The following is a 26,763-nucleotide window of genomic DNA, read 5'->3' on the forward strand; positions in this document are numbered from 1 at the left end:
CTTGGGTCTTCAATGTCGGGTGCCAGGCTGGCGATCCTTCGCGCCCCCCTCTGTCCTGCCGGACATCTCCCCCACAAGGGGGGAGATTGGCAGCTTCACCAACCATTTGGACTATCGTCACGATTGCGGCACTATAACAGTGCATAAACGCTGTGTAGGCTGGGGAGAATTGACCGTTTGAAGGAAGCGAAGATCCAGAAGCCGGAACGTCAGCAGCGCCTGTTCGGCCTGTCGACACCGCTGCGGGCCGCCGTCATCCCGCCGCTGTCGGCGGCGCGCTGGCTGTTGGTGCTGATCGTTGCCGCCGGCGTCTATTTCTTCCACGGGTTCCTGTTTCCCGTGCTGGCAGCCCTCGTCATTGCTTTTGCCAGCTGGCCGCTCTACCGCCGGCTGCTTGCCGGTGTCGGAGGCAACCGCACGGTCGCCGCGACGCTCGCCATCCTGTTCATCCTCGCCTTCCTGGTGGTGCCGATAGCGCTCGCCGGCACCTACGCCATCAACGAGGTCCGCGAATGGGTCGGCTGGGCGATCGAGACCAACAGGCACGGCGCGGTCACACCGCACTGGATCACCTCGCTGCCTGTCGTCGGCGAGTGGCTGAACGAACAGTGGATCGACAATTTCGGCCATCCCGGCGGCATCGGCGAGCTGATCCAGCTGGTCAGCGGCGCCAATATCGGCAGCATCTATCGCGGCGTGCTGGCTGCCGGCGGCAGCGCCTTCGGCCTGTTGCTGACGCTGCTGTTCATGATGATCGCGCTGTTCTTCGCCTACCGCGACGGCGAACACTTTGCCAGCCAGATCGACCGGCTCGGCGAACGCATCCTGCCGACGCGCTGGGAGCGGATTTCGCGCGTCGTGCCGGCGACCATTTCCTCGACCGTTACCGGCATGACCGTGATCGCCATCGGCGAGGGGCTGGTGCTCGGCATCGCCTACTGGCTGGCCGGGGTGCCCTCGCCGGTGACGCTCGGCGCGCTCACCGGCGTGATGGCGCTGATCCCCGGTGGCGCGCCGCTGTCGTTTACGCTGGTATCGATCTACCTCGCCGCCAGCGGCTCGCCGATGGCTGGTCTGGCGCTGTTCATCTGGGGCGCGGTGGAACTGTTCATCGTCGACAAGACCTTGCGCCCGAAGCTGGTCGGGGGACCGATCAAATTGCCCTTCCTGCCCACCTTTTTCGGCCTGATCGGCGGCGTCAAGACGATGGGCTTTCTCGGCCTGTTCATCGGCCCCGTGCTGATGGCGCTGCTGGTGGCGATATGGCGCGAATGGCTGCGCGAGGTGGAACTGGCCGAAGACACCGTTCCCGACGCGGCGGCCGAGCTCGAAGGCGGGCCGCCGCAGATCGAGATTGTCGCCGGCCCGGCGAAGAAAAGTCAGGCTGGGTAAGCGACGGCGAGCGCTGCCCGGCGCTTGCGCCCTTCATGCAACTGCCACAGGGAATGGGCAACCAGCGTGACGATCAGGATCACGCCGCCGATCAAGCTGTTGCGCGACGGCGTCTCGGCAAAGATCATCCATATCCAGACCGGCGCCAGAACCGTTTCCAGGAGATAGAACATCGCCACTTCCGGGCCTGAAATGTATTTCGGCCCGTTGGCTAGGCAGAAGAAGGCGAACGGCATGATGACGGCGCCGTTGAAAACGATCCACCATGGCGCCTCCACCTGAAAACCGGTCTTGGAGACCATGAGCGCCGCCAGCCCGAACGGCAGCAGGACGCCGGTCAGCGCGGTGAATCCCATATCCCTGCCGCTGGCGCGTGAAACGGTGATGGCGCAGGCAATCGCCAAGGCCGAACACAGCGCCATCACATCGCCGAACAGATTTCCCGTGCCGACGGAATCGCCGACGATGATCGCGATGCCGACGATCATCAGCGCCATTGCCGCAAGCGTCAGCGGCTGCGGTCGCTCCTTCAGGAACAGCCACGACAGCAGCGCCGAGAACATGGTGGAGAAGGCCAGGATGAAAACCAGATTGGCGGTCGAGGTGTTGTAGACGGCGGTGATGAAGGCGATTGCGCCGAGCCCGTAGAGTGTGGCGACGACGAGCCCCGACCAGCCGGGTATCAGCTGCGGAGCATTCTTGCTGAACGAGCGCCAGATGGCCCATACGATCAGCCCCGCCACGAAGGTGCAGCCGGTGCGCAGCAAAAGGATCGTCCAGGCTTCGCCATGGGCGAGCCGGATCAGGGGAATGTCGATGGTCAGCGCCAGCCCGCCAAGCGCGGTGAGCAGAAGTCCTTTGGTGTGGGCATTGTGAGAGGACATGCAACGGCTTTCGCGATGATTTGAGCAGATGCCGGTCGGCGCAATCGCCCCGCCAACGGGCGGAAAGACCAGCATCGTCTCGGCTGAAAATGTTTAGATCAGGATTTGGTAAGAAGAAAAATCAGCGCGTGACCGCTTCGTGGTCGTAGCGTTCCCAGCCCTTCGGGCCGAGATGCTCCTGCGGCATGAAGCGCATTTTATAGTTCATCTTGCGCGAGCCGTTGACCCAGTAGCCGAGATAGACATGGGGCAAGCCCATGGCCCGGGCGCGGGCGATATGGTCGAGGATCATGAAGGTGCCGAGCGAACGGTCCTCGAACTCGGGATTGAAGTAGGAATAGACCATCGACAGGCCATCGGCCATCTTGTCGGTCAGCGCCACGGCGATCAGCTCGCCCTGGCCCTTGCCGGTGATGAATGTGTCGGGGCCGCGGCGCCGGTATTCGATCACCTTGGTGTCGACATGGGTATCCTCGACCATCATGGCGTAGTCGAGCACCGTCATGTCGGACATGCCGCCGCGGCGATGGCGAGCGTCGAGATAGCCGCGAAACAGCGAATACTGCTCGGTCGACGGCTGCGCGTCGTGCATGGCGCCGATCAGATCGGAATTGCGCTGGATCACCCGCTTCATGTTGCGGCTGGCGGTGAACTCCTGCGCCAGGATGCGCACCGAGACGCAGGCGCGGCAGGTCTCGCAGGCGGGACGGTAAGCGATGTTCTGCGAGCGCCGGAAACCGCCTTGCGTCAACAGATCGTTCATCTCCGGCGCCTTGTCGCCGACCAGATGCGTGAACACCTTGCGTTCGAACTGGCCCTCGAGATACGGGCACGGCGATGGCGCGGTCAGGAAGAACTGCGGCGACTGGGTCGGATGGTGCGTCATCGAACCTTGGGAACACTCCTGCGAATCGCTCTACCTTTGGCTTGGCTGGCGAAAAATTCAACAGGATTGTGAAGGCGGGGTTGAACGGACCCCTTCACATTTGCGCACAAATGCCTGTTGGCGTCGGTTGGACGCCGGTTCAACGGTCGCTGCGGCTGACGACCGTGCCAAGCAGCAGGTCGTGCAGTGTGCGCTTGCGATCGGAAAACAGCGTCACCAGGAGGACGAGCGGCGTCAGGATGACCGTGCTCGCCCAGAACAGCACCGAATGGACAACGGCGGTGAGGCCGTCGATACGGCTGCCGTCGAGACGATCGAGCCGAATGCCCATCATCTTCATGCCTGATGTGGCCTGGTTGCGACCGCCCAGCGTGTTCCAGATGTAGAGAATGGCGACCGCCGGCACGAGGATGGAATACAGCGCCCAGCCAAGACCGAATGTCAAAAGGCCAAGCACGGCCACCAGGATCGCGAACGGAATGGTGAGCAGCGCCACGATGCAATAGTCGATTATGAAGGCCAGGATGCGCCGCGTGCGCACACCGTCATAGGCCCTGACGTCGTCGAGCCTGCTGGTGATGATTTCGCCGTCAAGTACGCGCGCGTTCATGTCATGTCCTCGTAACAGGCGCCACGCTAGGGTGCGCCGCCACTGAAATGGTGAAGACCGCGGGCGGAATCAAGATCGGTTCGTCCATCGGTCCGGGTCGGCAGTGTGGCGCGGTTGAGCCGATTGAATTTGGTGGACGGATGGCGTTAGCTTGCTGCGGCGCAACAAGACGCCGAGGGGACGGGGTTACATGGATTACGACATGCTGGTCATCGGCAGCGGCCCTTCCGGGCGCCGCGCCGCGGTGCAATCGGCAAAGCTCGGCAAATCGGTGCTGGTGGTCGACAGGGGCCGGCGCCTCGGCGGCGTCTCGGTGCACACCGGCACCATCCCGTCGAAGACGCTGCGCGAGACGGTGCTGAACCTGTCCGGCTGGCGCGAGCGGGGCTTTTACGGCCGCGGCTACCGGGTCAAGCAGGACATCTCCATCGCCGACCTGGTCGAGCGGCTGCACAAGACGCTCGACCACGAGGTCGAGGTGCTGCAGCACCAGTTTATGCGCAACGCCGTCAAAAGCGTCCGCGCCATGGCGAAATTCGTCGGCCCAAACAAGGTCAGCCTGACGGCAGACAATGGCGACTACTCGGAGGTTGGTTTCACCAATGCGCTGATCGCGGTCGGCACCAGGCCGCACCGGCCGCGCGACGTGCCTTTCGACAAGATCCGCGTCTTCGACAGCGATGAGATGCTGGAACTCGACCATCTGCCGCGCACGCTGACGGTGATCGGCGCCGGCGTCATCGGCGTTGAATATGCGACGATCTTTTCGGCGCTCGACGTACCGGTGACGCTGGTGGAGCCGCGCAACACCATCCTCGATTTCGTCGACCGCGAGATCGTCGACGACTTCATCCACCAGATGCGCGACCGCGGCATGACCATTCGCCTCGGCAGTACGGTCAAGGAAATCGTCTCAAAACCCGACTATGCCGAAGTGACGCTCGCCGATGGCCGCACCATCCGCTCCGAGATCGTGCTTTACGCCGCCGGCCGCAGCGGCAATCTCGGCAGCCTCGGCCTCGACGTGGTCGGCATCGAGGCCGATTCCCGGGGCCGCATCAAGGTCGATCCGCAGACCTTCCAGACCAGTGCGCCCAACATCTATGCCACCGGCGACGTCATCGGTTTCCCCAGCCTTGCCTCGACATCGATGGAGCAGGGCAGGGTGGCCGCCTGCCACGCCTTCGGCGTGCAACTGCCACCGCCGCCGGAAACCTTCCCCTATGGCATCTACGCCGTGCCGGAAATCTCCACCGTTGGTCAGTCGGAGGAGCAGGTGCGCGAGAGCGGCGCTGCTTATGAAGTCGGTCTGGCGCGGTTCCGCGAAACCTCGCGCGGCCACATAATGGGCGTCAACTCCGGCTTTCTGAAACTGCTGTTCTCGGTCGAAACGCGCCGCCTGCTCGGCGCCCACATCGTCGGCGAAGGCGCCACCGAACTTATCCATATCGGCCAGGCGGTGATCAACCTCGGCGGCACGGTTGATTTCTTCGTCAACAACACCTTCAACTATCCGACGCTGGCCGAAGCCTACAAGATCGCCGGGCTCGATGCTTGGAACCGGATGGGACAGGGCTAGGCGACGAGCATCTGCTCAGCTGTTCCGCCGGGCGCCGATGCGGTCTACCGGAGGTCTCCTAGCCTGCCTGGCGTGCGACCAATGCTGGTCCCGCAAGCCACTGCCGGACGATGGCGGCATCCGGGTCGCCGATTTCGTGACCTGAAGGCACGATGCGCGCATCGACCTCGGCGCCATGTTTGTTGAGCAGCGTCACCAGTGGCGGCGCAAACGGCCCGTAGGTCTCATCGGCGGCACCGGCGACAATCAGGACGCGCGTTCCGGTCAGATTGGTTGCCGGCGCATCGTCAAGCACGGGCATTGCTCTCAGCAACGCCGCTTTTCGGACGAGGCCGGAGTTGAGCAGCATCAGGCTGGAAACCAGATTGGCGCCGTTGGAATAGCCGAGGAAAGTCGCCCGGGCGAGGTCGAGCCCGTGGCGCTTTGCGGCCTCGCTTGCGAAGGCGGCAAAGTACGATGTTTCGGCACGGATGCTCGCCTGTTCGAAACTGGTCGGCGTGATCCGCTCGAACCAGCGGAAGCCGTCTTCTTGGCGGATGCGGCCACGCACCGCGACCAGCGTGGCGTTAGGGGCGATCTGCCTCGCAATCGGGACCATCGTCGTTTCGTCGACACCCGATCCGTGCAGTAAAAACAGGCTCTCGCCGCCGGCATTCTCCGGCTTGAGGAGGCGGTAGGGAAAGGCCAGATCCTGGTGCAGAAAGGCGTTCTCGTCGCTATATCGATGCACGCTCATATCTCGTTGTTTTCACGGAGACATTGGTCCTTTGCCAGCTTCAAAACGGAATATTTTCACGCTCCGCCAAATGTGATTGCAACAGGCTCATTTCAGACCGTTTCTGCGCCGATATGCTCCCTGCGGGAGGAATCGAAGCGGTGTGCGCCGATGGTCGCATCCCGGCATGAACAACGCGAGCATCCTTGCTCTCCTTTGAGGCCTTTTGTCGATGACCCTGCCAGTCCCGCCCGATCGCGCCCCGCGTATCGCCGATCGCGCTCCGCGTATCGCCGATCGCGCTCCGCGTATCCCCGATCGCGACACGCGCATTGACGTGTTCCGTGCGCTCGCACTCCTGACCATCTATATCGACCACGTGCCGGGCACCGTCTTCGAAACGCTGACCTACAAGAATTTCGGATTCTCGGACGCGGCGGAAGCCTTCGTGCTGATTTCCGGCATGTCGGTCGCACTCGCCTATGGCAACAAGTTCCAGCCGGGCGGCCGGCTGCTGGCGATGTTGAAGATGTGGCGCCGGGCCGGCGTGCTTTACAGTGCCCACATCGTCACCACCATGGTTGTGATGGCGTTGTTCTGCGCCGCGGCGGTGTACGGCCGGCGGCCGGAACTGCTCAAGCTGATCAACATCGAGCCGCTGATGAAGAACACGCCGGAGGTCATGATCGGCATTGTCACGCTCGGCCACCAGCTTGGCTACAACAACATTTTGCCGGTCTATGCGGCGCTGCTGTTGATGGCGCCGCTTTTCCTGCTCTTCGTCAGCTACCGGCCGCTCCCGGCGCTGGTCTTTTCCGGCGCGCTGTGGCTTGCCGCCGGCCTCTGGCAGATCGCGCCGCCGAACTATCCCGAGCCCGGCTTCTGGTTCCTCAACCCGCTGTCCTGGCAATTCCTGTTCAACATCGGCCTTGCCGGCATGCTGCATGTCAGGCGCGGCGGCACGTTCCCGGTGAACCGCTGGCTGGTGGGCGCCGCGGCGACCTATGTCGCGGCAGCGGCGGTCTGGGTGCACAGCCCGCTCTGGGGCGAGATAACATGGTTTAACCTGCCCGTGGTGATCGGCGGCTTCGACAAGACGTTCCTGTCGCTGCCGCGGCTCCTGCACATACTGGCGGTGAGCTATCTGATCGTCGCCCTGCCGGCTTTCTCGAACCTGTTCTGTCTCAGCCCGGATCACCCGCTAGCGCTGCTCGGCAAGCGCTCCTTGCCGGTGTTCCTCGCCGGCACGCTGATCGCCATGGCGGCGCAGGTGATGAAGCTGATCAATCCGGGCGGCTTTGCCTATGACGCCTTGCTGATTTCGGCCGGCATCGCCATGCAATTCGCGCTCGCCTTCTATCTTGAGTGGCTGTCCGGCATCGGGTTGGGCAAAAAGCCGGTTCGCAAAGAAGCGCCAGCCGTTCACCAGACCTTCGGCATGCCCGCGATGCCAAGGCTAAGCCGGTGATCCCACATCAGCCGCCTAGCTAGCAGGCGAGGGGCCGGACGACCCCCGCACCACAAGATCGACCGGCAGCAATTGCCGGTGCTGCGAGCCGTCATTTTCGAGGATCGCCTTGACGGCCAGCCGGCCCATCTCGGCGATCGGCTGGGCGACAGTGGTTAGTGGCGGCTCGGAGTCGGCGCCTTCCGGCACGCCGTCGAAGCCGACGATTGACACATCGCCCGGCACGGCAATGTTACGCTCGCGCAGCCAGTCGAGCGCATGCAGCGCGATCTTGTCCGACATGGCCAGGATTGCCGTCGGCGTCTGCGGCAGCGCGAAAATATGATCGAGGCCGGCCCGCACGCTCGCCTCGTCATTGAGGGTTTCGTAGATTGGCACTTGCGAGACGTCGATGCCGAAGCGGGAGAGCTCGCCGAAATAGCCACGCAGACGGTCGCGTGTGCCCGAGTAGAGGGATGTCGTCTCGACTTGCTCCTGCGTGACGGGACCAAAGCCAGCGTCGGCAGATTCCAGGGCGAGGACGGCAAAGCTGCGATGGCCGAACTCGGCCAGATGGCGCGCCGCCAGACCCGCGCCGGCGACGTTGTCGACGCCGATCGCAGCGACCGCCTCATTTTCCGAATCGAGATCAAGCGCCACGAAAGGCAGTTTGCGTTCGCGCGCCAGTTCGACCAGCCGCGACCCACCCTCGATGCAGAACACGATGAAGCCGTCGACCAGGGCGCTCTGGATGTTCCAGGCGAGCTGCTCGCTGTTGGCGGCCGAGACCAGCGAAATTCCGGCGCCGGTGGCGTCGCAGGCCTGCGAAATGCTGGCCATCATGACGCGGGCAAAGGGATCGTCGAAGAAATAGGACAATGGTTCCGCCGTTGCCACGCCGATGGCGTTGACCTTGCCGGCGCGCAGCAGCCGGCCCTTGGGATCCGGGCCGGCATAGCCCATCGCTTCCGCCGCCGCCTTGACCCGCTCGCGGACCTCTTCGCGCACGATCTCCGGGCGAGCGAACACGTTGGACGCGGTACCGTGCGAGACCCCGGCCGCCTTGGCGATGTCGGCAAGCCGCACTGGTCTCGTCTTGCCGGAGGTCAATGCCGTCATTTTCGTCTCCTGAACCGGAGCCTGTTTAGCACTTTCGTTGGATCGGTTCAAATTTTCCCTTGATCGGACGGCGGAGAGGGTCTATATTTGAATCGATCCAAGGGATTCATTAAGTACAACTTGGATCGATTCAAGAGGAGGGTGCCATGCATCCCGTGAATTATCTGTTCGAAGACATCTACGGCAATGATTGGGGCATAGTCTCCGACGCCGCCACCCGCAGGCGCCGCGACAAGGTCGGGCCGTGGAGGCGTGACCTGCAATACCTTGTGAAACGCAAGCGCAGCTGATCGGCCAGACATTTTCGTGCCAGCTGATTGGATCGATTCAAGTTCTTGAAGAGGAGAACGAACATGCATCCCGTGAAACATCTGTTCGAAGACATTTATCGCAATTACTGGGGTATCTCGCCTGCCACGGAGCAGCCGCAACGGCGGCGGCCGACCAAGCCTGCCAAGCGCAACCGCGACCTGCTGCCGGAAAGCCGGCAGGATTAAATCTGCGATATTTGATGGGGCAGGGTTCTTGCCCCGTCAGGTCCGTTGTCGCACGAGCGCCGAGGCCGCGATCACCAGCCAGCCCGCGATGAGCAAGGTGCCGCCGATCGGCGCCGACATCGGGAACAGCCGCGATCCCACGAAATCCCGTGCCAGCAGATCGCCGCAGAACAGAACAAGCCCGACGAGCAGCACCAGGCTGCCGATCCGCAAGATCCGGCTTGCGCCGGCGAGGCCGACGGCCAAAAACACCGGCGCATGCATGAGCAGGAAGGATGCGGCCGTGCCGACGAACGCGCCGCCGAGATGCGCTGAAGCCGCCGACAGCGCCACGCCCGCCGCGCCGGCAATGCCGCCGGCGAAAACGAGGATGCGCGCGCTGTTTGCTGGTGCTGACTCGGCGATGCTCATGTCTCGGGCTCCGTGATTGACGATAGGCGGCGCGACCTGTCTGTCAGGATTTTTCCGATATCGCCAGCATGTCGCGCGTGCGGCGCGCCTGGGCCAGCCAATTATACGCGGCACCGCCCGCCATCAGCAACGACGTGCCGAGAAACACCGCGCGCATGCCGAAATGGCCGCCGACGAAGCCGCCCAGCAGCGGCCCCGCAACCTGGCCGACATATTGCGCCGAGATTGCCAGGCCCAGCACATTGCCGCCGACCCCATCGGGAACATTGTGGCGGATGACGCTGGTGATGCAGGGCAACAGCCCGCCCAGCACCAGACCCATAAGGAACCGCAGCCCGACCAACTGCCAGCTCTCGGTGACGAAGGCCTGCGGTATCAACAGCAGCGCCGAGACGGCCAGCGATGCGACGATGACGTTCCAGTGGCCGATGCGGTCGGCGAGTTTGCCCAACCGTGACGCCGACAGGATGGCGCCGAGTGCGGCCGCCGACATGACGACACCTGAGACCAGGGTCACCCGGCTTGCGTCCGCGACCAGTTGCTGGACGTAGACGGTGATGATCGGCTCGATCGACATGTTGGCGAAGGTGAACAGCATGCCGGTCGCCAGCATGGCCACGACAGGGCGTTTGTCGGGGATCTGCGCCCAACCGCCCTTTGGTTTCTCCTCGCGTTTTGCCTGTACTGGCGGGCGAGGCATCTCCTTTATCAGGAACGTCGTCGCCAGCGCCGCCAGGAAAATGACGCCGCCGGCGATGAGGAAGGTAGCGCGAATACCGATCAATGGCGGCAGCGCACCGCCAAGCAACGGGCCGACCAGGGAGCCTGCGGTGATGCCGGCCGACAGCACGCCAAGCGCCCAGCCGGAGCGCTCCTTCGGCGTCTGCATGGCGACAAGGATCGTCGAGCCTGAGGAATAACCGCCGGCAAAGCCGATCAACAGGCGCAAAAGCACCAATTGCCAGACGGTCTGCACCATGCCGGTCAGCGACATGCAGATCGCCATGCCGAAACTGGCGCGCACCAGCATCACCTTGCGGCCATAACGGTCACCCAGCCGTCCCCACAGTGGCGCGACAAGGGCGGCGGCAAGGAAGGTGGCGCCGAAAGCGATGCCGGACCATTGCACGATCGCCGCGTGGCCCACGGCGCCCAGCTGTTCGACATAGAGCGGCAGGAACGGCAGCAGCAACGTCATCGCCACAAGCGTGCTGAACGATCCGGCAAAGCACACGAAGAGGTTGCGCCGCCAATGAATGTTGTAGGTGGAAGGCGCTTCGGCGGCCCGCGCTGCACTGTCCTGCGGCATGTCCTGTCCTGTCCGCTTGCTGCGGATACCATTTTGGGATACCAACTTGGTACCCTCATGGACGCAAAGCCCGGCTGCTGTCAATCAGGCGCTCTCAATGTGATCGGCAAGACCAACGGGCAAGGCCGATCGCCAGCAATGGAAGCAACTATGTCGCAGATGCACATCGTCGAAAAAGCGCTTCGCGAGATGATCCTTGGCCTCGAGGTCGGTCCTGGCGAGCGGCTGACGGAGCGCTGGATCGAGAGCCGCTTCGGCGCCTCGCGTACGCCGGTCAGGGCAGCCCTGCTGCGGCTGGAGACGGAAGGGCTTATCTGCCGCGACGGGCGCGGCTGGACCGTGTCGCCGATCAACCTTGCCGAACTGGAACAGATCGCTGTGTACCGCGAAGCGGTCGAGGTCGCGGCGGTCAGGCTGACTTCGGCGCTGGCCGACAGGAGCGCAGCCGATGTCATCGAGGCGATGCTGGATTCCTGCGACACTGCCACGCCGCGCGAGGAATGGCACCGCGTCGGCATGGATTTCCATATCGAACTGGCGCGGCTCTCCGGCAACGAGTTCCTGTTTCGGGCCGTGCGCGATGCCATGACGCGCCTGTCGCGGGCGCGCTGGCTGGAGGTGCGCGACGAGGCGGCCCTTGGCCGCGCCTGGAGCGAGCATCACGCCATTCTGGCGGCGGTGCGGGCCGGCGATGCCGATGCGGCGGCGGCGCGACTTTCGGCCCATATCGCCGGCAGCCGCGACCGCCTGGTGACGTCGTTGCACAATGACCGGCGCGGCCTGCGCGCCAGGGGTTTTGCCGTCGTCGCCGCTTGATACTGGTCACGAAAACGAAAGAACGCCGTCGCGATCCGCTTTCGGCCTCGCTTCGCGGACGCCGATGGCGTAAGAGGCGGCCATGGAAAACAACCGATTTGAAACACCCGTGACCGTTAAGTCGGGCACGGAGGGAAGCACTCAGCTCTTGCGTACGGTGCGCGAGGCTTCCGATTACCTGCTCAACAGCTGGCCCGGCAAGCGCAGCCCCAAGCACCGCGAAGCGCTGCAGGCCTGCCATGACGCGCTGGCCGGCGACAAGCCGGCGATGATTGCAAGACGCGCCTTCATCGCCGCCGCGCGCGAGGTCAACGTCTTCGTCAGCGACAAGGCCCCGGCCTGATCACATCGGCCTGATCAGACCGGCATTTTGCCAGGATCCGGCCCGTTTCGCGGGCCGGTGATCCTGTCTTGCCTATTTTTCTGTCTCGGTGTCGGTTTTCGAACTTGCCTCGTTCTCAGGCTCGGCGCGCTCCTTGGCCGCGACCTTGGCGGCGAGCTTCTCCGCCTTCTTGGCGGCCTTCTGCCGGTCGCGCTCTTTGCGTTCCTGACCGTAATTCGGTGGTCGAGCCATATCGTTTCCTTTCGCTGTGCCTGATCCTGCCTAGAAGCATTGGCCGGCAAACACAACAGCGCCGCGAGGGCAGATGCCAGCGGTTCTGGACTTGCGTGATGGCGAACACAATGGTTTAGAAAAGGCTGCGGGACAGTTGCTGGAGCCGCCGCCGACCGATTTCGAATCAAAACGACCGATGGCCACGCTTCAAAGAAACGCACAGAAGCTGATCTACTATGCGCGCAACGCCATGCGCGACATCGCGCCGCCGGTTCTTTTCCGGCGCCGGCTCGGCCGGCTGCTCGATCAGGCCAGGCTTTCCGACGCATCGGTCCGCCAGCGGCTCAATTACTACAACACGCTGCGGGAGCCTTTTAGCCCCAGCCCCGAGGCCGTGCCGGTCAGCCGGCTGCCGTCGGACCGCAGCATGTACTATTACGATCTGAAGGAGTTCACCCGTTATTTCGACCCAGATCTGCGCATCGACCTGGAATTCGGCGACGTCATCGAAGTGCCGAAGATGCCGTCGATCGTCAAGGATCGGCCGATAGCGGGCGACAACGGCAACGGCGTCCTGTTCAAGCTGAACAAGTTCCGTCATTTCTACATGCCGGCCGACGATGTCGCCTTCGCCGACAAGCATCCGCTCGTCGTTTGGCGCGGCGAACTCAACAATCCGATCCGCACCTTGTTGCTGGATGCAGCCCGCAATCTGCCGTTCTGCGATGTCGGCACGCCGAGGGCGACAGCACCTGCGGAATACCGCAAGCCCTATCTCAGCATCGATCAGCAGCGCCGCTACCGCTACATCATCTCGCTCGAAGGCAATGATGTCGCGACCAATCTGAAATGGATCATGAGCTCGAACTCGCTCTGCCTGATGCCGCTGCCGACTTACGAGACCTGGTTCGCCGAGGGGCAGCTCGAGCCCGATGTCCATTATGTGCCGCTGGCGCCCGACTTCAGCGATCTGGCCGAGCGGGTGCATCATCTCGAGCAGCATCCGGCCGAGGCCCAGCGCATCGTTGCGGCGGCCAACGCCTATTGCCGCAAATTCGCCGACGAGCGGGCCGAGCAGGCGATCTGCCTGCTCGTGCTCTACAAATATTTCGTGCTCAGCGGCCAGATCGAGCCCGATCCGCAGGTCTGGCGGTTTATCGCGGGCTAGCGGCTTCCGGCGCCCTTAAGTCAGATGACGCTGCGGTCCATAACCAGATCGGCCGGGCCGAAGCGGTCCTTCGCCGTAAACTGCTGGTGCCAGTAGGGATAGAGCACCGGCGGCCGGCTGACGGCATCGAGACGCTGGCGTTCATCAAAGGACAGCGTCAGGCTTGCCGCGGCGAGATTGTCTTTCAACTGGGCCTCGTTGCGTGCGCCGATCACCAGCGAACTGACGGCCGGCCGGCCAAGCAGCCAAGCCAGCGCCACCTGGGCCGCCGAGACGCCGCGAGTGGCGCCGATGTCGACCAGCACGTCGACGATCCGCCACAGCCGGCCCTCGTCGCGGATCGGCGGTTCCGACCAGCCGCCGATCTGGCGCGCCGTCGGACTGTCGCGGCGGTATTTGCCCGACAGCAGGCCGCCGGCGAGCGGGCTCCACACCAGCACGCCAAGGCCCTGGTCGACCGAGATCGGCAAGAGCTCATACTCGGCCTCGCGTGCTTCCAGCGTGTAGTGGATCTGCTGGGTGACGAAACGCGGCTGGTGCTGGCTGTCGCTGATGCCGAGCGCCTTCATGACCTGCCAGCCGGAATAGTTGGAGCAGCCGACATAGCGGATTTTGCCCTGGGCAACCAGCGTGTCGAGCGCGGAGATGGTTTCCTCGAGCGGTGTCGCGCCGTCCCATTCGTGCAGGAAATAGATGTCGATGACATCGGTCCTGAGGCGCTTCAGGCTCTTCTCGCATTCGCGGATCAGATGATGGCGCGACAGGCCTTCGTCATTGGGGCCCTTGCCGATCCGCATGCGCGCCTTGGAGGCGATCAGCACGTCGTTCTTGCGCTTGCCGCCGAGCGCCTCGCCGATGATCTCTTCCGACAGACCGTTGGAATAGACATTGGCGGTGTCGATGAGATTGATGCCGGCATCGATGCAAGTGTCGATGATGCGCGAGGCCTCCGCGAGATCGGAATTGCCGACGGCAGCGAACGGCCCGCTGCCGCCGAAGGTCATGGTTCCCAAGGTCAGCGCCGAAACTTTCAAGCCGGAACGGCCAAGCGTGCGGTATTCCATGTCAGATCCTCGTAGTTTTGGTGGGGAGGTGGTTTTAGCAGGAAAGGGCGGGGAAGCCCGAACGGGTCCGCCATTTGTAGGACAATTTGAGCGGCTTGTCCCATCCCAGGGCGATGGATCGGCAATGCTCGCTGGTTTGCAGTGATGACCGGCTGGCCGGCGGCTTGCAATAAAACCGTCATTGCCGGCCTATATCAAGTCGGCTCAGGGTTTCATGTCAGCCGGCAAGCGGAGCAGTGGAAATGAATGAGCTAAAGCAGAATTCTGCGGCCAGGGATTGGCTGGAAGCCGAACTCGCCGACACGCTCGATGAGGACTATGAGCTGGAAATCTCGGAGCCGGCGCTGTCGCTGGAGATCGCCAAGATCTACAAGAACGCGCATCCGCCGTCGATCGATCGCATGCAGTATTTCCGCGACCTGATCGGCTTGCAGTCGGAACTGATCAAGCTGCAGTCCTGGGTTGCCTACCACAAGAAGAAGCTGGTGGTGGTTTTCGAGGGCCGTGATTCCGCCGGCAAGGGCGGCGTCATCAAGCGCATCACCCAGCGCCTCAACCCGCGCATCTGCCGCGTCGTGGCGCTGCCGGCGCCGACCGAGCGCGAAAAGTCACAATGGTATTTCCAGCGCTACGTGCCGCATCTGCCGGCCGGCGGCGAGATCGTGCTGTTCGACCGCTCCTGGTACAACCGCTCCGGCGTCGAGCGGGTGATGGGCTTTGCCGAACCCGATCAGGTCGAAGAGTTCTTCCGCGATGTGCCGGAGTTCGAACGCATGCTGGTCCGCTCCGGCGTCACGCTGGTCAAATACTGGTTCTCGATCACCGACGAGGAACAGCAGATGCGCTTCATGATGCGCATCCACGATCCGATGAAGCAGTGGAAGCTGTCGCCGATGGACCTGCAGTCGCGCGTGCGCTGGGAGCAGTACACCAAGGCCAAGGAAGAGACGTTTGCCCGCACCAACATCCCAGAGGCACCGTGGTACATCGTCGAAGGCAACGACAAGAAGCGGGCGCGGCTGAACTGCATCGACCATCTCCTCAAACAGCTGCCCTATGAGGACGTGCCGCACGAAGAAATCACGCTGCCCGAGCGGGTGTTCAACCCGGAGTACGAGCGCCAGGTCCTGCCGCGCGAGCTTTACGTGCCGGAGAAGTATTGAGCACTTTTCCTTCTCCCCGTTTCACGGGGAGAAGGTGCCTGAAGGGCGGATGAGGGGCAGCGCCGGCATCGACGAATTCACAGCCGTCGGACGCTGCTAACCTCCAAAAGCAGCGCTGCCCCTCATTGCCTGCCGGGCATTTCTCCCCGCAAAACGGGGAGAAAGAAGCCTGCGCCTGTTACTTCGCCACTATACCCGCTTGATCGTCACATGCGTGGCGAGCGCCGTGGCCACCTGCTCGGTGCACTGGTAACCCAGCTTCAGCATATCCAGCCCGGCAAACAGGCTCTCGCCCCTCCCGAGCAACACTGGCGACACAGCCAGATGCAACTCGTCGATGAGCTTCTCCTTGAGATATTGCCGGATAGTGGAAACGCCGCCGCCGACGCGGACATCCTTGCCGCCGGCCGCAGCCTTTGCTTGTTCGAGCGCGGCGTGGATGCCGCCGGTAACGAAGCGGAAAATGGTGCCGCCTTCCATCACAATGGGGTCGCGCTTGTGATGGGTCAGCACGAAGGTCGGCACGTGATAGGGCGGGTTGTTGCCCCACCAGCCCTTCCAGTTCTCATCCGGCCATTCGCCGCGGATCGGGCCGAACATGTTGCGGCCGAGGATCCAGGCGCCGACATTGTCGAAGCTGCGGACGGTGAACCGGTCGTCCACATCGGTGCTGCCGCCATCCTTGCCGACCATCTCGTGGAAGGTGCGGGTGCCGGTCATCCATTTGTGCAGATCTTCGCCACCAACGCCGAGCGGATTTTGCAGGTCCTGGTCAGGACCGGCGCCGAAACCGTCGAGCGACAAGGTGAAGGCATTGACGCGCAGTTTGGACATGGAAGACTCCCTTTGGTGACCAGTTGTGATTTGCAATCAGTACTCAAACTGATTGCATTTTGCAACTAGTATTTTTAGAGGCAAACCGATCTGTGGAATGCGCAGGGACTCAAGCCGCCACGCGCTTCGGCATCACCGCAAACGGGCTGAGCCCAAGCCAGATCTGCATCTTGCCGGCGACGTCGAGATCGCCGGTCAGGCTGATCTTGTCGCGTTCCTTGTGAACTGTCGTCAGCCCCATCCAGATCGAGGTCATGGTGCACAGATCGGTCGAGACGTAGAGATCGACGTCGAAGCCCGGATCGTACCAGCAAAGATCGACCTCGCCCTGCTTTTCGACGATCAGCCACCACGATCGTTTTGACGCCGGCAGGTCATGGTACAGGAATTGTATCACGGTGCGCCCGTCCGGCAGCGGATTGGGGTTCAGATTGCGCCGCATGTCCCACATCAGCAGCGACGGATCGAGGTTTTTGAGCGACAGCCTGGCCTCGACCCATTTCTGGCCCCAAAACCCCATCGCCTCGACAACCGGGCGCAAATCCCGGCCCGCCTCGGTCAGCCGGTATTCGAACACGCCCTTCTCGGTCGCGATCTCGGTCCGCTCGACGATGCCGCCGGCCTCGAGGTCCTTGAGCCGTTGCGACAGAAGGGTTGGCGACATTTTCGGCACGCCGCGGCGCAAATCGTTGAAGCGGGTCGATCCCGCCACCAGTTCGCGCAGCAGCACCATGGTCCAGCGTGTGCAGAGCAGCTCGGCGGCCATGGAGAGCGGGCAGAATTGCTTGTAACCGGCTTGTGTCATGTGGTGAGCTCCAAAAGATGTTGCCGGACCTTATTCAGAAAACCTGAGTTCAGCCAGTACAGAAGCTGTACTGGCACCCCCGGTACAGTTCTGTGACTGGAGCGGTCCGGCGCCGCCATGCGAGGCAGCGGTCACGTCACCGGGCAGTCCGGTGCCGATCCATGAGGAGTTGGACAATGACCGCTTACGTGATCGCAGACATCAAGGTGAAGGACGACAAATGGGTGCCGGCCTATGCCGCTTCGGTGCATGACCTCGTCCACAAGCATGGCGGCAAGTATCTCGCCCGCAGCGGCAATGTGAAGACGCTGGAGGGCAAGCCGCTCGACACCAGCCTGATCGCCATCATGGCGTTTCCGTCGGCAAAGGCAGCCGAAGCCTTCACCAACGATCCGCAATACGCTCCGTTTGTGGCGGAGCGCCGGAAGGGCAGCGACAGCCGCTTCCAGCTGATCGACGATACCGATCTCGCCGGAACGATTCCTTATTTGCCAAAGGCGTGAGGAAAAGCCGGAACCCGGAGCATCCAGGTTCCGGCTAACCCTTCAGCATCTGCGCCACTTCCGGCGCGAAGTAAGTCAGGATGCCGTCGCAGCCGGCGCGCTTGAAGGCGAGCAGCGATTCCAGCATCGCCTTTTCGCCGTCGATCCAGCCATTGGCGGCCGCCGCCTTGATCATCGAATATTCGCCCGAAACCTGGTAGGCGAAGGTCGGCATCTGGAACTCGTCCTTCAGCCGCCGGATAATGTCGAGATAGGGCAGGCCAGGCTTGACCATCAGCATGTCGGCGCCCTCGGCGAGGTCCTGCTCGGCCTCGCGCACCGCTTCGTCGGAATTGGCGTGGTCGAGATAATAGGTCTTTTTGTCGCCCTTGAGCAGGCCGGCGGTGCCGACCGCCTCGCGGTAGGGGCCATAGAAGGCGGAGGCGAATTTCGTCGCATAGGACATGATCGCCACATCCGAAAAACCGTTGGCGTCGAGTGCGTCGCGAATGGCGCCGATGCGGCCGTCCATCATGTCGGACGGCGCGATGATGTCGGCGCCGGCCGCCGCCTGGATGACGGCCGCGGCGGTCACCTGTTCCACCGTCTCGTCATTGACGATGATGCCGTCGCGCAAGATGCCGTCATGGCCGTGCGAGGTGAACGGATCGAGCGCGGCATCGGTGATGATGCCGATCTCCGGCACCGCGTCCTTGATGGCGCGGGTGGCGCGGTTGACGATGTTTTCCGGGTCGAGGATGTGCGATCCCGTCAGGTCGCGCAGGCTGAGTTCAACATTGGGGAAGGTGGCGATCGCCGGAATGCCGAGCTTAGCGGCCCGCTCGGCCTCCTTGACGGCGAGGTCCAGCGACAGGCGGAATACGCCGGGCATGGCGGCGATCGGCTCGCGCGTGTTCTTGCCGTCGATCACGAAGATCGGCCAGATCAGATCGTTCACCGTAAGCCGGTTTTCCTGCACCAGGCGGCGCGACCAGTCGGCCTTGCGCATGCGCCGCAAGCGGCGGCTGCCGGTGATCTCGTCGACGCTGCGCGCACCGCCGGGCTTTGCCGGCGCGAATTTGTTGCTCGTCGCGGGGGTGAATTTGTTCATCGCAAAAACTCCGGGTCGAGGCGGCTTTTACCACGAGGCCTTGCCGCTGACCAATGCGACACGATTGTGCCAGTCGATAACGCGCTGCTTACGGCTTCGGCGGCCACGCCAGCTCGGGGCCGGTTTTGGAGAACGACACATTGTTGGTGAAGATGCTCTTCGGGGCAAGCCGGATCAGGCGCCCGTCCGGATGGCCGATGTCGGCGACATTGTCGATGAACCAGCGGTTCCAGGTCGCCTCCGGGCCGAGATATTTGTGCAGCAGCCGTTTGAAGCGGTTCGGCGCCATCGGCTCGATGGTGGCGGAGCCGCGCAGGCCGAGATGCAGCAGGATGCCGGCCTCATTGTCGAAATGGACGATCTCCACGGCGCAGCGCGGGTCGCGTTCGAGGTGTTTGACAGCACTTGCCCCGGTCGAGCCGAGCAGCCAGATCGCAGCGTCCTCCCAGATGAACCATATCGGCGCGTTGCGCGGCGCGCCGTCAGCGGTCACGGTCGCCAGATTGGCCATCAGCGGGCGGCTGAGAACATCATCCGGGTCGAACTTTTTCGGCATCCCCCAGCTACGGTTCGGCGCCGCGGTTTCAAGCGTCATGCGTTGTCCCTGCATCAGAAGAAAGGCTGTTTTGCCCGGCAATTTTGCGCGCATTTCTGCCGGGGGCAAAGCACGGTCGCGTTGCCTTGCGAAAATCCAAACCGCACCCGCCGGTTGACGCACCCATGCGCCACCTTTAGCACTTCAGTCCCGCAGGCGCGGGGAGGGATTCTCTGACGATGGATTTTGGCGGCGGCGACGAGATCCGCTTCGAACGGTTGGGCAAGGCAGGCGTCGTCACGCTGACGCGGCCGCAGGCGCTCAATGCGCTGACACATCGCATGATCAAGGCGCTGGACAAGGCGCTCGACGCTTTTGAACGCGATACCGGCGTCGATGTCGTCATCGTCAAGGCCGAGGGCAGGGCGTTTTGCGCCGGCGGCGACATCATGCACGTCTACGAGGCCCGCGCCGTGAAGCCGCCGGTCGAGTTCTTCGCCGACGAATACCGGCTCAACGCCCGCATCAACAGTTACAAAAAGCCCTATGTCGCGCTGATCGACGGGATCGTGATGGGCGGCGGCGTCGGCATCTCGTTCCACGGCTCGCAGCGCGTGCTGACCGAGAACGCCCAGTTCGCCATGCCCGAAGTCGGCATCGGTTTCTTCCCCGATGTCGGCGGCAGCCATCTTCTGCCCGACCTTGGCGGCAGCTTCGGCATGTATCTGGCGCTGACCGGCAACCGCATTCGCTATGGCGATGCGCTGTGGTCTGGCCTGGCCACCCACACCATCAAGGCCGCTGACCAGGCTGCCTTTCTTGACCGGCTCTGCGCCAATGGCGATCCGGAATCGGTGCTGCGCGGCTTTTTCGTGCCGGCCAGGCGCGAGACCGGCCAGCCGGTGCTAGAAGCCATTGCCCGGCATTTTTCCCAACCCTCGCTCGCCGAAATCCTCGATAGCCTGGAGCGGGCGGCCGGCGCCGACGAGTTTGCCGCCAAGACGCTGGCCACCATCCGCACCCGCTCGCCCACCAGCCTCAATGTCGCCTGGCGCCAGATCAGCGCCGGGCTGACGCTGTCGATGGAAGCCTGCATGAAGATGGAGTTCCGCATCCTCAACCGCATGCTGGCCGGGCAGGACTTCTATGAAGGCATCCGCGCCGTCCTCGTCGACAAGGGTTCGACGCCGCAGTGGCGGCCGGCAAGCCTGGCCGAGGTCGACGCTGCTTCGGTGGACGCCTATTTCGCGCCGCTCGAACGGGAGCTCGAACTGTGAGCGAGGTCACGTCGCGGCGCATCGTGCTGCAGCCCTCGGGTGTCGAGATCATCTTCGCCTGGTTCCAGCGCGTCATAGCGGGATATTGCCTGCTGTTCGGCATCCTGTACTGGATCCGGCTGATCGGCTTTTATCCCGGCCCGCTGTGGCGCTTCGACCTGATGCCGGTGCACTGGCAGGTCGTGGCGGTGATGCTGGCCGTGTTCTTCCCCTTCGCCGCCGCCGGCCTCTGGATGCTGGCGTCGTGGGGCCCGGTGATCTGGTTCATCTGCGCGGTGACCGAGACCATCATGTATGCCGGCTTCCCCGATCTGTACGGCCACCGGCCGCTGATCGTCTTCTCGCATGCCGCGGTGGCGCTGCTCTACATCGCCTTCCGCGTCGTTATCTGGATGCGCAAGCGCCCCGCGCGCGCCTGAAACGCCGCCCCGCAGCCATTGGGTAAATCTTTAGGTTAATTATCCTTGCTCGGGTGACCGTTCATTAAGCGTCTTGCGAAACCTATTACCGGTAAGCTCTTGTTAGCCCTAGCGTTTAAGTCGAATTTTATGAGTATTCGATAGTGTCGCAATCAAGGTGAAAAACAAAAAATCACCAGGGCGACAAACGAGAGGCAAAGACAATGATCAATTCGCGTCCGGCGGCGAAGACCGCCAACGTATCCGACGATCGCCGCGAGGCTATCCGTTCGCTTTACATGGAATCGCTGCAGCTGGTGGAGCGTCTGCATCGCCGTCTGCTTGACGTGATCAAGGACGAGTTCGACCGCAACGGCCGTTCCGACATCAATGCCATCCAGGCGCTGCTTCTGTTCAATATCGGCAATTCCGAACTGACCGCCGGCGAGCTGCGCTCGCGTGGCTACTATCTCGGCTCGAACGTCTCCTACAATCTGAAGAAGCTGGTCGATCTCGGCTTCATCAACCACCAGCGCTCGCGCATCGACCGCCGTTCGGTCCGCGTTTCGCTGACGCCGAAGGGCAATGAAGTGGCGGAAGTCGTCGCCGGTCTCTATGAGCGCCATGTCGGCTCGATCGAACAGGTCGGCGGCATCAACAGCGAAGAGTTCAAGCAGATGAACCGCGCGCTGCAGCGCCTCGACCGCTTCTGGAACGACACCATCGCCTACCGGATGTAATCAGCGGGCCATTGAATAGCAGCTGCGCCGGAAGAAGCGCGGCCGGAGGAAAGTCTCAGCCAACAGGCCGGTGCCGAAAAGCACCGGCCTTTTCTTTTCGAGCCGCCGGCGCTTCCAAATTCGGCGTAAGCCACGTTGCCGCCATATTCGCGGTGGAAGCGGGGATGCGGGTGATGCGGCGGCGAAAGCTGTTCGCGCGCCTGTAATGTCGCATCGCGGTCCGCTTTTCACGGCTCAGTGATGCAGGTCATGGTTGGCTAATTGTTAACAGTGCCAACTTTAGAGTGCGGGCGATATCGCCCAAGATCGAGCACGTAGCCGAACGCTGCAACAGCCAAACGCTAGAAGCCAAACACGACAAGAATGTCTGGAACGTCCATGAGAACCAGCCGCCGCCTTTTCCTTTCCGGAGCTTCCGCGCTCGCCGTTGCCATGGTTGCCAATGCCGCCAGCGCGCAGGATGTGATCGACGATATCCTGAAATCATCGGGCCGCGGCAATTGGGACGACCAGTTCGATGCCCGCGCCTCGGAGGGCGGCAAGGTCGCCTCGACGCTGCCGATCTTCAGCCTGCAGACGGTCGCCTTCACCGAACAGGCGGTGGCGCAGTATCAGAACATCGTCGCCCAGGGCGGCTGGGGCGAGGTGCCGGCGACCAAGAAGCTGCAGCTTGGCGTCGACGATCCGGACGTGGTGCCGCTGCGCAAGCGGCTGATGGTTTCGGGCGACCTGGCGCAGAGCGCCGGCATTTCGACATCGTTCGATTCCTACGTCGACGCCGCGGTCAAGCGCTTCCAGGCGCGCCATGGCCTGCCGGCCGACGGCGCCATGGGCAAATACACCTACGCCGCGATGAACGTTTCGGCGCAGATCCGCCTCGGTCAGTTGCAGACCAACCTGGAGCGCCTGCGCGAAAAGGCCGGCACGCTGGGCAGCCGTTATGTGCTGGTCGATATCCCGGCGGCACAGATCGAGGCGGTCGAGAACGATCGCGTCGTGCTGCGCCACACCGCAATCGTCGGCAAGATCGACCGCCAGACCCCGGTGGTCAATTCCAAGATCAACGAGATCATCGTCAATCCTTACTGGAACGCGCCGGTCTCGATCGTGCGCAAGGACATCATTCCGCTGATGCGGAAGAACCCCGACTATCTCAAGGACAGCCACATCCGGCTGTTTGCGCCTGATGGCAGCGAAGTCGATCCGATGACTGTCGACTGGTCGACGGATGATGCCGCAAAATACCGCTTCCGCCAGGATCCGGGTTCCGGCAACGCCATGGCCTCGGTGAAGATCAACTTCCCCAGCCCCGACGGCGTCTACATGCACGATACGCCGCAGCAAAGCCTGTTCGGCAAGATGATGCGCTTCGATTCCTCGGGCTGCGTGCGTGTCCAGAACGTGCGCGACCTCGTCACATGGATCCTGCGCGACACACCCGGCTGGGACCGCCAGCATTTCGAGGCGACCATCAAGACCGGCGAGAACACGCCGGTGCAGGTCGTCAACCCGGTTCCGGTCCACTTCCTCTATGTGTCGGCCTGGTCGACGGGTCCGGGCGTCGTGCAGTTCCGCGACGACGTCTACGCGCTCGATGGCGCCAGCGAACTGCAGATCACCTCTTCGCTCTAGGTGCCTGAATTGTTTATGAAAGGCCGCCGTGAGGCGGCCTTTTCCGTTCGACATCCCAACAGAAGAAGACTGGTGGCCGCCAGCCATGCAGGCCATGAACACTGCCGGACGTTGCGCCGCAGGCCCATCTGGACGGACTAACGGCAATTGCGCATGGTCCTCAAAACAGCCGGAATCGCGCCATGCAGGTCGCAATCTTCATCCTCGCCGTGCTGGTCTTCGTCGCTCTTTCCGGCGCACTGGTGCGGTTGGTTCGGGTGCCGCTGCCGGTGCTGCAGATTGCCATCGGCGCCGCGCTCGCATGGCCGGTGAAGGGCATCCATGTCGAGATCGACCCCGAACTCTTCCTGCTGGTGTTCATCCCGCCGCTTTTGTTCGGCGATGCCTATGGAGCGCCCAAACGCGAGCTGATCGCGCTGCGCGGACCGATCCTCGATCTGGCCATCGGGCTGGTCTTCTTTACCATTGTCGGCTTCGGTTATGCCTTGCACTGGTTGGTGCCGAGCATCCCGCTGGTCGTCGCCTTCGCGCTCGCCGCCGTGCTGTCCCCGACCGACGCCGTGGCGGTGTCCTCGATCGTCGACAGAAGCCTGGTGCCGGCGCGGCTGATGCATATTCTGGAAGGCGAGGCGCTGCTCAACGACGCCTCGGGCCTGGTCATGTTCCGCTTCGCCGTCGCCGCCGCCGTGACCGGCAGCTTTTCCTTCGCCGATGCATCGCTGAGCTTCGTTTATGCCGTCGCCATCGGCATCCCTGGCCGGCATCGCCGCGTTGTTCATCGCCGCCAGGCTGCTGCAGCTTCTGAATCGCATCGGCGGCGTTCCGGCCGAGGCGCAGGTTCTGGTCATGGTCCTGCTGCCCTTCATGCCTATCTCGTCGCCGAACATCTGCATGCCTCAGGCATTCTGGCGGCGGTCACCGCCGGGCTTTTGACCGGCAGCTCCGGCGTCTTCCGCTTCCTCGGCGTCTCGGCGCGCATGCAGACGATCTCGCTGTGGACGACCTTGTCCTTCGTCTACAATGGCGCGCTGTTCATCGTGCTCGGCATGCAGCTTCCCGAAATCATTCGCCGCGTGCCGCCTGAACTGACCGGCCATTACCCGATCATCCAGCCGGTCGCGACGGTGATAGCGCTGACGCTGTGCCTGATCGCGCTGCGCTTCCTCTGGATCTGGGTCGGCGACATCGCGGCAGGCCTCAAGGCAAAATGGGGAAAGCGCAAGGCCGAGCCGTTCGGGATGCGTGTGCGGCTTGCCGGCTCGGTGGCGGGCGTGCGCGGCGCGATCACGCTGGCCGGCATCCTGTCGCTCCCGCTTGCGATGCCGGACGGCTCGCCTTTTCCCGCGCGCGACCTGGTGATCTTCCTCGCCGCCGGCGTCATCATCTGTTCGCTCGCCATCGCCAGCGTGGCGCTGCCGAAGATAGCGCGCGGGCTGGTCGAGCCGGGCGAGGATGGCCGCGCCATCGAGGAGCGTCTCGCCCGCATCGGCGCCGCCAAGGCGGCCATCGCCCGCGTCGAAAGCATGGCGGGCGCCAGCGACGACGACCAGGGCGAGGTCCCCGGCGCCAGGCTTGCCGCCGCCGAAAACATCGTCGTCGGCTACCGGCGCCGCATCGCCACCTCGGACGAGGCCGACGACGCCCGGGCGGAGGCCCGCGAAGCCGGGCGGCTGGAGCTCGAAATGCGGCTTGCCGGCATCGAGGCCGAGCGCATCGCCGTGTGCGACATGTTAAGCAGCGGCGCGATCAACGACCATACGGCGCAGGCGCTGTTTACCGAGATCACGCTCACCGAAGCCTTGCTGCAGGGGCGGCAGGAGCGAAAATAGCGGTTCAGGGCCGCTCTGGCGCAATCCGGCCAGCAAATTTCGCGCTGCAAACGTGGCGAGGCGAAAACAACTGTGTTAATGGCGCGGCAATGCATGTCGCCCGGAACCGTGCAGCGGTTTCGGGGCAACGATATGCATAGATAAATGCCCCGAACCGAAGGATTTCAGGCCATGGCAACTGCAGCGGCAGCGTCGAACAAATTCGAATCCTTCTTCGAAACCACGCTGGAAGATGCCGATCCGGAGATCTTCGGCTCGATCCGCAACGAGCTTGGCCGCCAGCGTCACGAGATCGAGCTGATCGCCTCGGAAAACATCGTTTCGCGCGCCGTGCTCGAGGCGCAGGGCTCGATCATGACCAACAAATACGCCGAGGGTTATCCGGGCAAGCGCTATTATGGCGGCTGCCAGTTCGTCGACGTCGCCGAGGAACTCGCTATCGAGCGCGCCAAAAAGCTGTTCGGCTGCAACTTCGCCAATGTCCAGCCGAATTCCGGCAGCCAGATGAACCAGGCGGTCTTCCTGGCGCTGCTGCAGCCGGGCGATACCTTCATGGGCCTCGACCTGAACTCCGGCGGCCACCTGACGCACGGCTCGCCCGTCAATATGAGCGGCAAATGGTTCAAGGTCGTTTCCTATGGCGTGCGCAAGGACGACCATCTGCTCGACATGGACGCGATCGAAAAGACCGCGCATGAGACCAAGCCGAAGCTGATCCTGGCCGGCGGCACCGCCTATTCGCGCATCTGGGACTGGAAGCGCTTTCGCGAGATTGCCGATGCGGTCGGCGCCTATCTGATGGTCGACATGGCCCATATCGCCGGCCTGGTTGCCGGCGGCGTGCATCCGTCACCGCTGCCGCACGCCCATGTCGTGACCACGACCACGCACAAATCGTTGCGAGGCCCGCGCGGCGGCATGATCCTGTGCAATGACGAGGACATCGCCAAGAAGATGAACTCGGCGGTTTTCCCCGGCCTGCAGGGCGGCCCGCTGATGCATGTCATCGCCGCCAAGGCGGTTGCCTTCGGCGAGGCGCTGAAGCCGAGCTTCAAGCTCTATGCCGAGAGCGTCGCCGCCAACGCCAAGGCGCTGGCGTCGAGCCTCAAGGAAACCGGCCTCGACATCGTCTCCGGCGGCACCGACAACCATCTGATGCTGGTCGATCTCAGGCCCAAGAACGCCACCGGCAAGCGCGCCGAGGCAGCGCTCGGCCGCGCCAACATCACCTGCAACAAGAACGGCATCCCGTTCGATCCGGAAAAGCCTTTCGTCACCTCTGGCGTGCGTCTGGGCACGCCGGCCGGCACCACGCGCGGCTTCGGCCAGGCCGAGTTCCGCGAGATCGGCAAGCTGATCGCCGAAGTGCTGGACGGGCTGAAGGTCGCCAATTCCGACGAAGGCAATGCGGCGGTCGAGGCGGCGGTGAAGGCAAAGGTCGTGGCGCTGACCGATCGTTTCCCGCTCTATCCCTATCTCGGTTGACCGCCAGCGGCGCTTCGTC

Annotated in this window: 29 protein-coding genes; 16 read left to right on the forward strand and 13 right to left on the reverse strand. The window is 63.2% G+C overall.

Going from position 1 to position 26,763, the window contains the following annotated elements:
* Positions 1-177 precede the first annotated feature (177 nt).
* Positions 178-1,392 (forward strand): AI-2E family transporter, encoded by a 1,215-nt coding sequence (locus tag NKJ77_RS20290; RefSeq protein ID WP_023727506.1) that lies wholly within the window; start codon positions 178-180, stop codon positions 1,390-1,392.
* On the opposite strand, the gene NKJ77_RS20295 is transcribed toward NKJ77_RS20290, so the two are convergent.
* From NKJ77_RS20295 to NKJ77_RS20305, 3 genes are all read right to left on the reverse strand, one after another.
* Positions 1,380-2,276, reverse strand: coding sequence for a DMT family transporter (locus NKJ77_RS20295; RefSeq protein ID WP_023829426.1), 897 nt, complete (start codon positions 2,274-2,276; stop codon positions 1,380-1,382). The two genes, NKJ77_RS20290 and NKJ77_RS20295, sit on opposite strands and share 13 nt — an antisense overlap.
* Before the next feature lie 121 nt (positions 2,277-2,397).
* The gene (locus tag NKJ77_RS20300; RefSeq protein WP_023682417.1) at positions 2,398-3,162 is read right to left on the reverse strand and encodes an arginyltransferase; all 765 of its coding nucleotides are present in this window, start codon (positions 3,160-3,162) and stop codon (positions 2,398-2,400) included.
* Positions 3,163-3,301: 139 nt separating this feature from the next.
* A complete protein-coding gene (locus tag NKJ77_RS20305) occupies positions 3,302-3,772 on the reverse strand; it encodes an RDD family protein (protein WP_023673020.1) in 471 nt (156 codons plus the stop codon).
* 190 nt (positions 3,773-3,962) lie between these two features.
* Here NKJ77_RS20305 and sthA point away from each other — a divergent pair, with 190 nt between their 5' ends.
* Complete coding sequence (gene sthA, locus NKJ77_RS20310) at positions 3,963-5,351, forward strand: Si-specific NAD(P)(+) transhydrogenase (RefSeq protein ID WP_023682415.1); 1,389 nt, start codon at positions 3,963-3,965, stop codon at positions 5,349-5,351.
* Positions 5,352-5,409: 58 nt separating this feature from the next.
* On the opposite strand, the gene NKJ77_RS20315 is transcribed toward sthA, so the two are convergent.
* Positions 5,410-6,081 carry an alpha/beta hydrolase gene (locus NKJ77_RS20315; protein WP_245260287.1) on the reverse strand — a complete coding sequence of 224 codons (672 nt, stop codon included), beginning with the start codon at positions 6,079-6,081 and terminating at the stop codon, positions 5,410-5,412.
* A gap of 217 nt (positions 6,082-6,298) precedes the next feature.
* Here NKJ77_RS20315 and NKJ77_RS20320 point away from each other — a divergent pair, with 217 nt between their 5' ends.
* A complete protein-coding gene (locus tag NKJ77_RS20320) occupies positions 6,299-7,534 on the forward strand; it encodes an OpgC family protein (RefSeq protein ID WP_023831599.1) in 1,236 nt (411 codons plus the stop codon).
* A gap of 15 nt (positions 7,535-7,549) precedes the next feature.
* Here NKJ77_RS20320 and NKJ77_RS20325 read toward each other — a convergent pair whose 3' ends face one another.
* Positions 7,550-8,632 (reverse strand): LacI family DNA-binding transcriptional regulator, encoded by a 1,083-nt coding sequence (locus NKJ77_RS20325; RefSeq protein ID WP_023682412.1) that lies wholly within the window; start codon positions 8,630-8,632, stop codon positions 7,550-7,552.
* Positions 8,633-8,778: 146 nt separating this feature from the next.
* Between NKJ77_RS20325 and NKJ77_RS20330 the strand changes: the two genes are divergently transcribed.
* Together NKJ77_RS20330 and NKJ77_RS20335 are read left to right on the forward strand one after the other, a co-directional pair.
* On the forward strand, positions 8,779-8,922 hold the full coding sequence (locus NKJ77_RS20330; protein ID WP_023673015.1) for a hypothetical protein: 144 nt from the start codon (positions 8,779-8,781) through the stop codon (positions 8,920-8,922).
* A gap of 63 nt (positions 8,923-8,985) precedes the next feature.
* Positions 8,986-9,129, forward strand: coding sequence for a hypothetical protein (locus tag NKJ77_RS20335; protein WP_023697463.1), 144 nt, complete (start codon positions 8,986-8,988; stop codon positions 9,127-9,129).
* Between the two features lie 36 nt (positions 9,130-9,165).
* Here NKJ77_RS20335 and NKJ77_RS20340 read toward each other — a convergent pair whose 3' ends face one another.
* A complete protein-coding gene (locus tag NKJ77_RS20340) occupies positions 9,166-9,540 on the reverse strand; it encodes a DUF423 domain-containing protein (protein ID WP_023831600.1) in 375 nt (124 codons plus the stop codon).
* A 43-nt stretch (positions 9,541-9,583) separates the two neighbouring features.
* A complete protein-coding gene (locus NKJ77_RS20345) occupies positions 9,584-10,849 on the reverse strand; it encodes a multidrug efflux MFS transporter (protein ID WP_023831601.1) in 1,266 nt (421 codons plus the stop codon).
* A gap of 150 nt (positions 10,850-10,999) precedes the next feature.
* Here NKJ77_RS20345 and NKJ77_RS20350 point away from each other — a divergent pair, with 150 nt between their 5' ends.
* Both NKJ77_RS20350 and NKJ77_RS20355 read left to right on the forward strand, forming a co-directional pair.
* A complete protein-coding gene (locus tag NKJ77_RS20350) occupies positions 11,000-11,665 on the forward strand; it encodes a GntR family transcriptional regulator (RefSeq protein ID WP_023742859.1) in 666 nt (221 codons plus the stop codon).
* Between the two features lie 109 nt (positions 11,666-11,774).
* The gene (locus tag NKJ77_RS20355; RefSeq protein ID WP_245259900.1) at positions 11,775-12,008 is read left to right on the forward strand and encodes a DUF982 domain-containing protein; all 234 of its coding nucleotides are present in this window, start codon (positions 11,775-11,777) and stop codon (positions 12,006-12,008) included.
* A 72-nt stretch (positions 12,009-12,080) separates the two neighbouring features.
* Here the strand turns inward: NKJ77_RS20355 and NKJ77_RS20360 are convergent, their stop codons facing one another.
* Positions 12,081-12,239 (reverse strand): hypothetical protein, encoded by a 159-nt coding sequence (locus tag NKJ77_RS20360; RefSeq protein WP_023673009.1) that lies wholly within the window; start codon positions 12,237-12,239, stop codon positions 12,081-12,083.
* Between the two features lie 178 nt (positions 12,240-12,417).
* On the opposite strand from NKJ77_RS20360, the gene NKJ77_RS20365 reads away from it, so the two are divergent.
* A complete protein-coding gene (locus NKJ77_RS20365; RefSeq protein ID WP_023753659.1) occupies positions 12,418-13,389 on the forward strand; it encodes a glycosyl transferase family 90 in 972 nt (323 codons plus the stop codon).
* A gap of 20 nt (positions 13,390-13,409) precedes the next feature.
* Here the strand turns inward: NKJ77_RS20365 and NKJ77_RS20370 are convergent, their stop codons facing one another.
* Positions 13,410-14,453, reverse strand: a complete 1,044-nt coding sequence (locus tag NKJ77_RS20370) for an aldo/keto reductase (protein ID WP_023700559.1) — start codon at positions 14,451-14,453, stop codon at positions 13,410-13,412.
* 242 nt (positions 14,454-14,695) lie between these two features.
* Between NKJ77_RS20370 and ppk2 the strand changes: the two genes are divergently transcribed.
* Positions 14,696-15,616, forward strand: coding sequence for a polyphosphate kinase 2 (gene ppk2 / locus NKJ77_RS20375; protein ID WP_023689516.1), 921 nt, complete (start codon positions 14,696-14,698; stop codon positions 15,614-15,616).
* Positions 15,617-15,805: 189 nt separating this feature from the next.
* Here ppk2 and NKJ77_RS20380 read toward each other — a convergent pair whose 3' ends face one another.
* Together NKJ77_RS20380 and NKJ77_RS20385 are read right to left on the reverse strand one after the other, a co-directional pair.
* Positions 15,806-16,450 carry a dihydrofolate reductase family protein gene (locus NKJ77_RS20380; protein ID WP_023689515.1) on the reverse strand — a complete coding sequence of 215 codons (645 nt, stop codon included), beginning with the start codon at positions 16,448-16,450 and terminating at the stop codon, positions 15,806-15,808.
* A 109-nt stretch (positions 16,451-16,559) separates the two neighbouring features.
* A complete protein-coding gene (locus tag NKJ77_RS20385) occupies positions 16,560-17,255 on the reverse strand; it encodes a winged helix-turn-helix transcriptional regulator (RefSeq protein ID WP_352535642.1) in 696 nt (231 codons plus the stop codon).
* A gap of 176 nt (positions 17,256-17,431) precedes the next feature.
* Here NKJ77_RS20385 and NKJ77_RS20390 point away from each other — a divergent pair, with 176 nt between their 5' ends.
* Positions 17,432-17,758, forward strand: coding sequence for a DUF1330 domain-containing protein (locus NKJ77_RS20390; RefSeq protein WP_023673003.1), 327 nt, complete (start codon positions 17,432-17,434; stop codon positions 17,756-17,758).
* A gap of 34 nt (positions 17,759-17,792) precedes the next feature.
* Here NKJ77_RS20390 and hemB read toward each other — a convergent pair whose 3' ends face one another.
* Together hemB and NKJ77_RS20400 are read right to left on the reverse strand one after the other, a co-directional pair.
* Entirely contained in the window at positions 17,793-18,848 is a 1,056-nt protein-coding gene (gene hemB / locus NKJ77_RS20395) for a porphobilinogen synthase (RefSeq protein WP_352535643.1), read from the reverse strand.
* Positions 18,849-18,936: 88 nt separating this feature from the next.
* Positions 18,937-19,443, reverse strand: a complete 507-nt coding sequence (locus NKJ77_RS20400) for a pyridoxamine 5'-phosphate oxidase family protein (protein ID WP_352535644.1) — start codon at positions 19,441-19,443, stop codon at positions 18,937-18,939.
* A 179-nt stretch (positions 19,444-19,622) separates the two neighbouring features.
* On the opposite strand from NKJ77_RS20400, the gene NKJ77_RS20405 reads away from it, so the two are divergent.
* The 6 genes from NKJ77_RS20405 (at position 19,623) to glyA (ending at position 26,744) form a co-directional block, all read left to right on the forward strand.
* Entirely contained in the window at positions 19,623-20,660 is a 1,038-nt protein-coding gene (locus NKJ77_RS20405) for an enoyl-CoA hydratase/isomerase family protein (protein ID WP_352535645.1), read from the forward strand.
* Positions 20,657-21,079 (forward strand): DUF6163 family protein, encoded by a 423-nt coding sequence (locus NKJ77_RS20410; protein ID WP_023682398.1) that lies wholly within the window; start codon positions 20,657-20,659, stop codon positions 21,077-21,079. The genes NKJ77_RS20405 and NKJ77_RS20410 overlap by 4 nt, the downstream gene beginning before the upstream one ends.
* Positions 21,080-21,282: 203 nt before the next feature.
* Positions 21,283-21,798: a transcriptional regulator LdtR gene (ldtR, locus tag NKJ77_RS20415; RefSeq protein ID WP_023672997.1), complete on the forward strand. Its 516-nt coding sequence runs from the start codon at positions 21,283-21,285 to the stop codon at positions 21,796-21,798.
* A gap of 378 nt (positions 21,799-22,176) precedes the next feature.
* The gene (locus tag NKJ77_RS20420; protein WP_023708671.1) at positions 22,177-23,430 is read left to right on the forward strand and encodes a L,D-transpeptidase family protein; all 1,254 of its coding nucleotides are present in this window, start codon (positions 22,177-22,179) and stop codon (positions 23,428-23,430) included.
* Positions 23,431-23,612: 182 nt separating this feature from the next.
* Positions 23,613-25,259 carry a Na+/H+ antiporter gene (locus NKJ77_RS20425; RefSeq protein ID WP_352535646.1) on the forward strand — a complete coding sequence of 549 codons (1,647 nt, stop codon included), beginning with the start codon at positions 23,613-23,615 and terminating at the stop codon, positions 25,257-25,259.
* Between the two features lie 171 nt (positions 25,260-25,430).
* The gene (glyA, locus tag NKJ77_RS20430; RefSeq protein WP_023669349.1) at positions 25,431-26,744 is read left to right on the forward strand and encodes a serine hydroxymethyltransferase; all 1,314 of its coding nucleotides are present in this window, start codon (positions 25,431-25,433) and stop codon (positions 26,742-26,744) included.
* Positions 26,745-26,763 lie beyond the last annotated feature (19 nt).

The organism is Mesorhizobium sp. M0052, assembly GCF_040323255.1.
Taxonomy (GTDB): Bacteria; Pseudomonadota; Alphaproteobacteria; order Rhizobiales; family Rhizobiaceae; genus Mesorhizobium.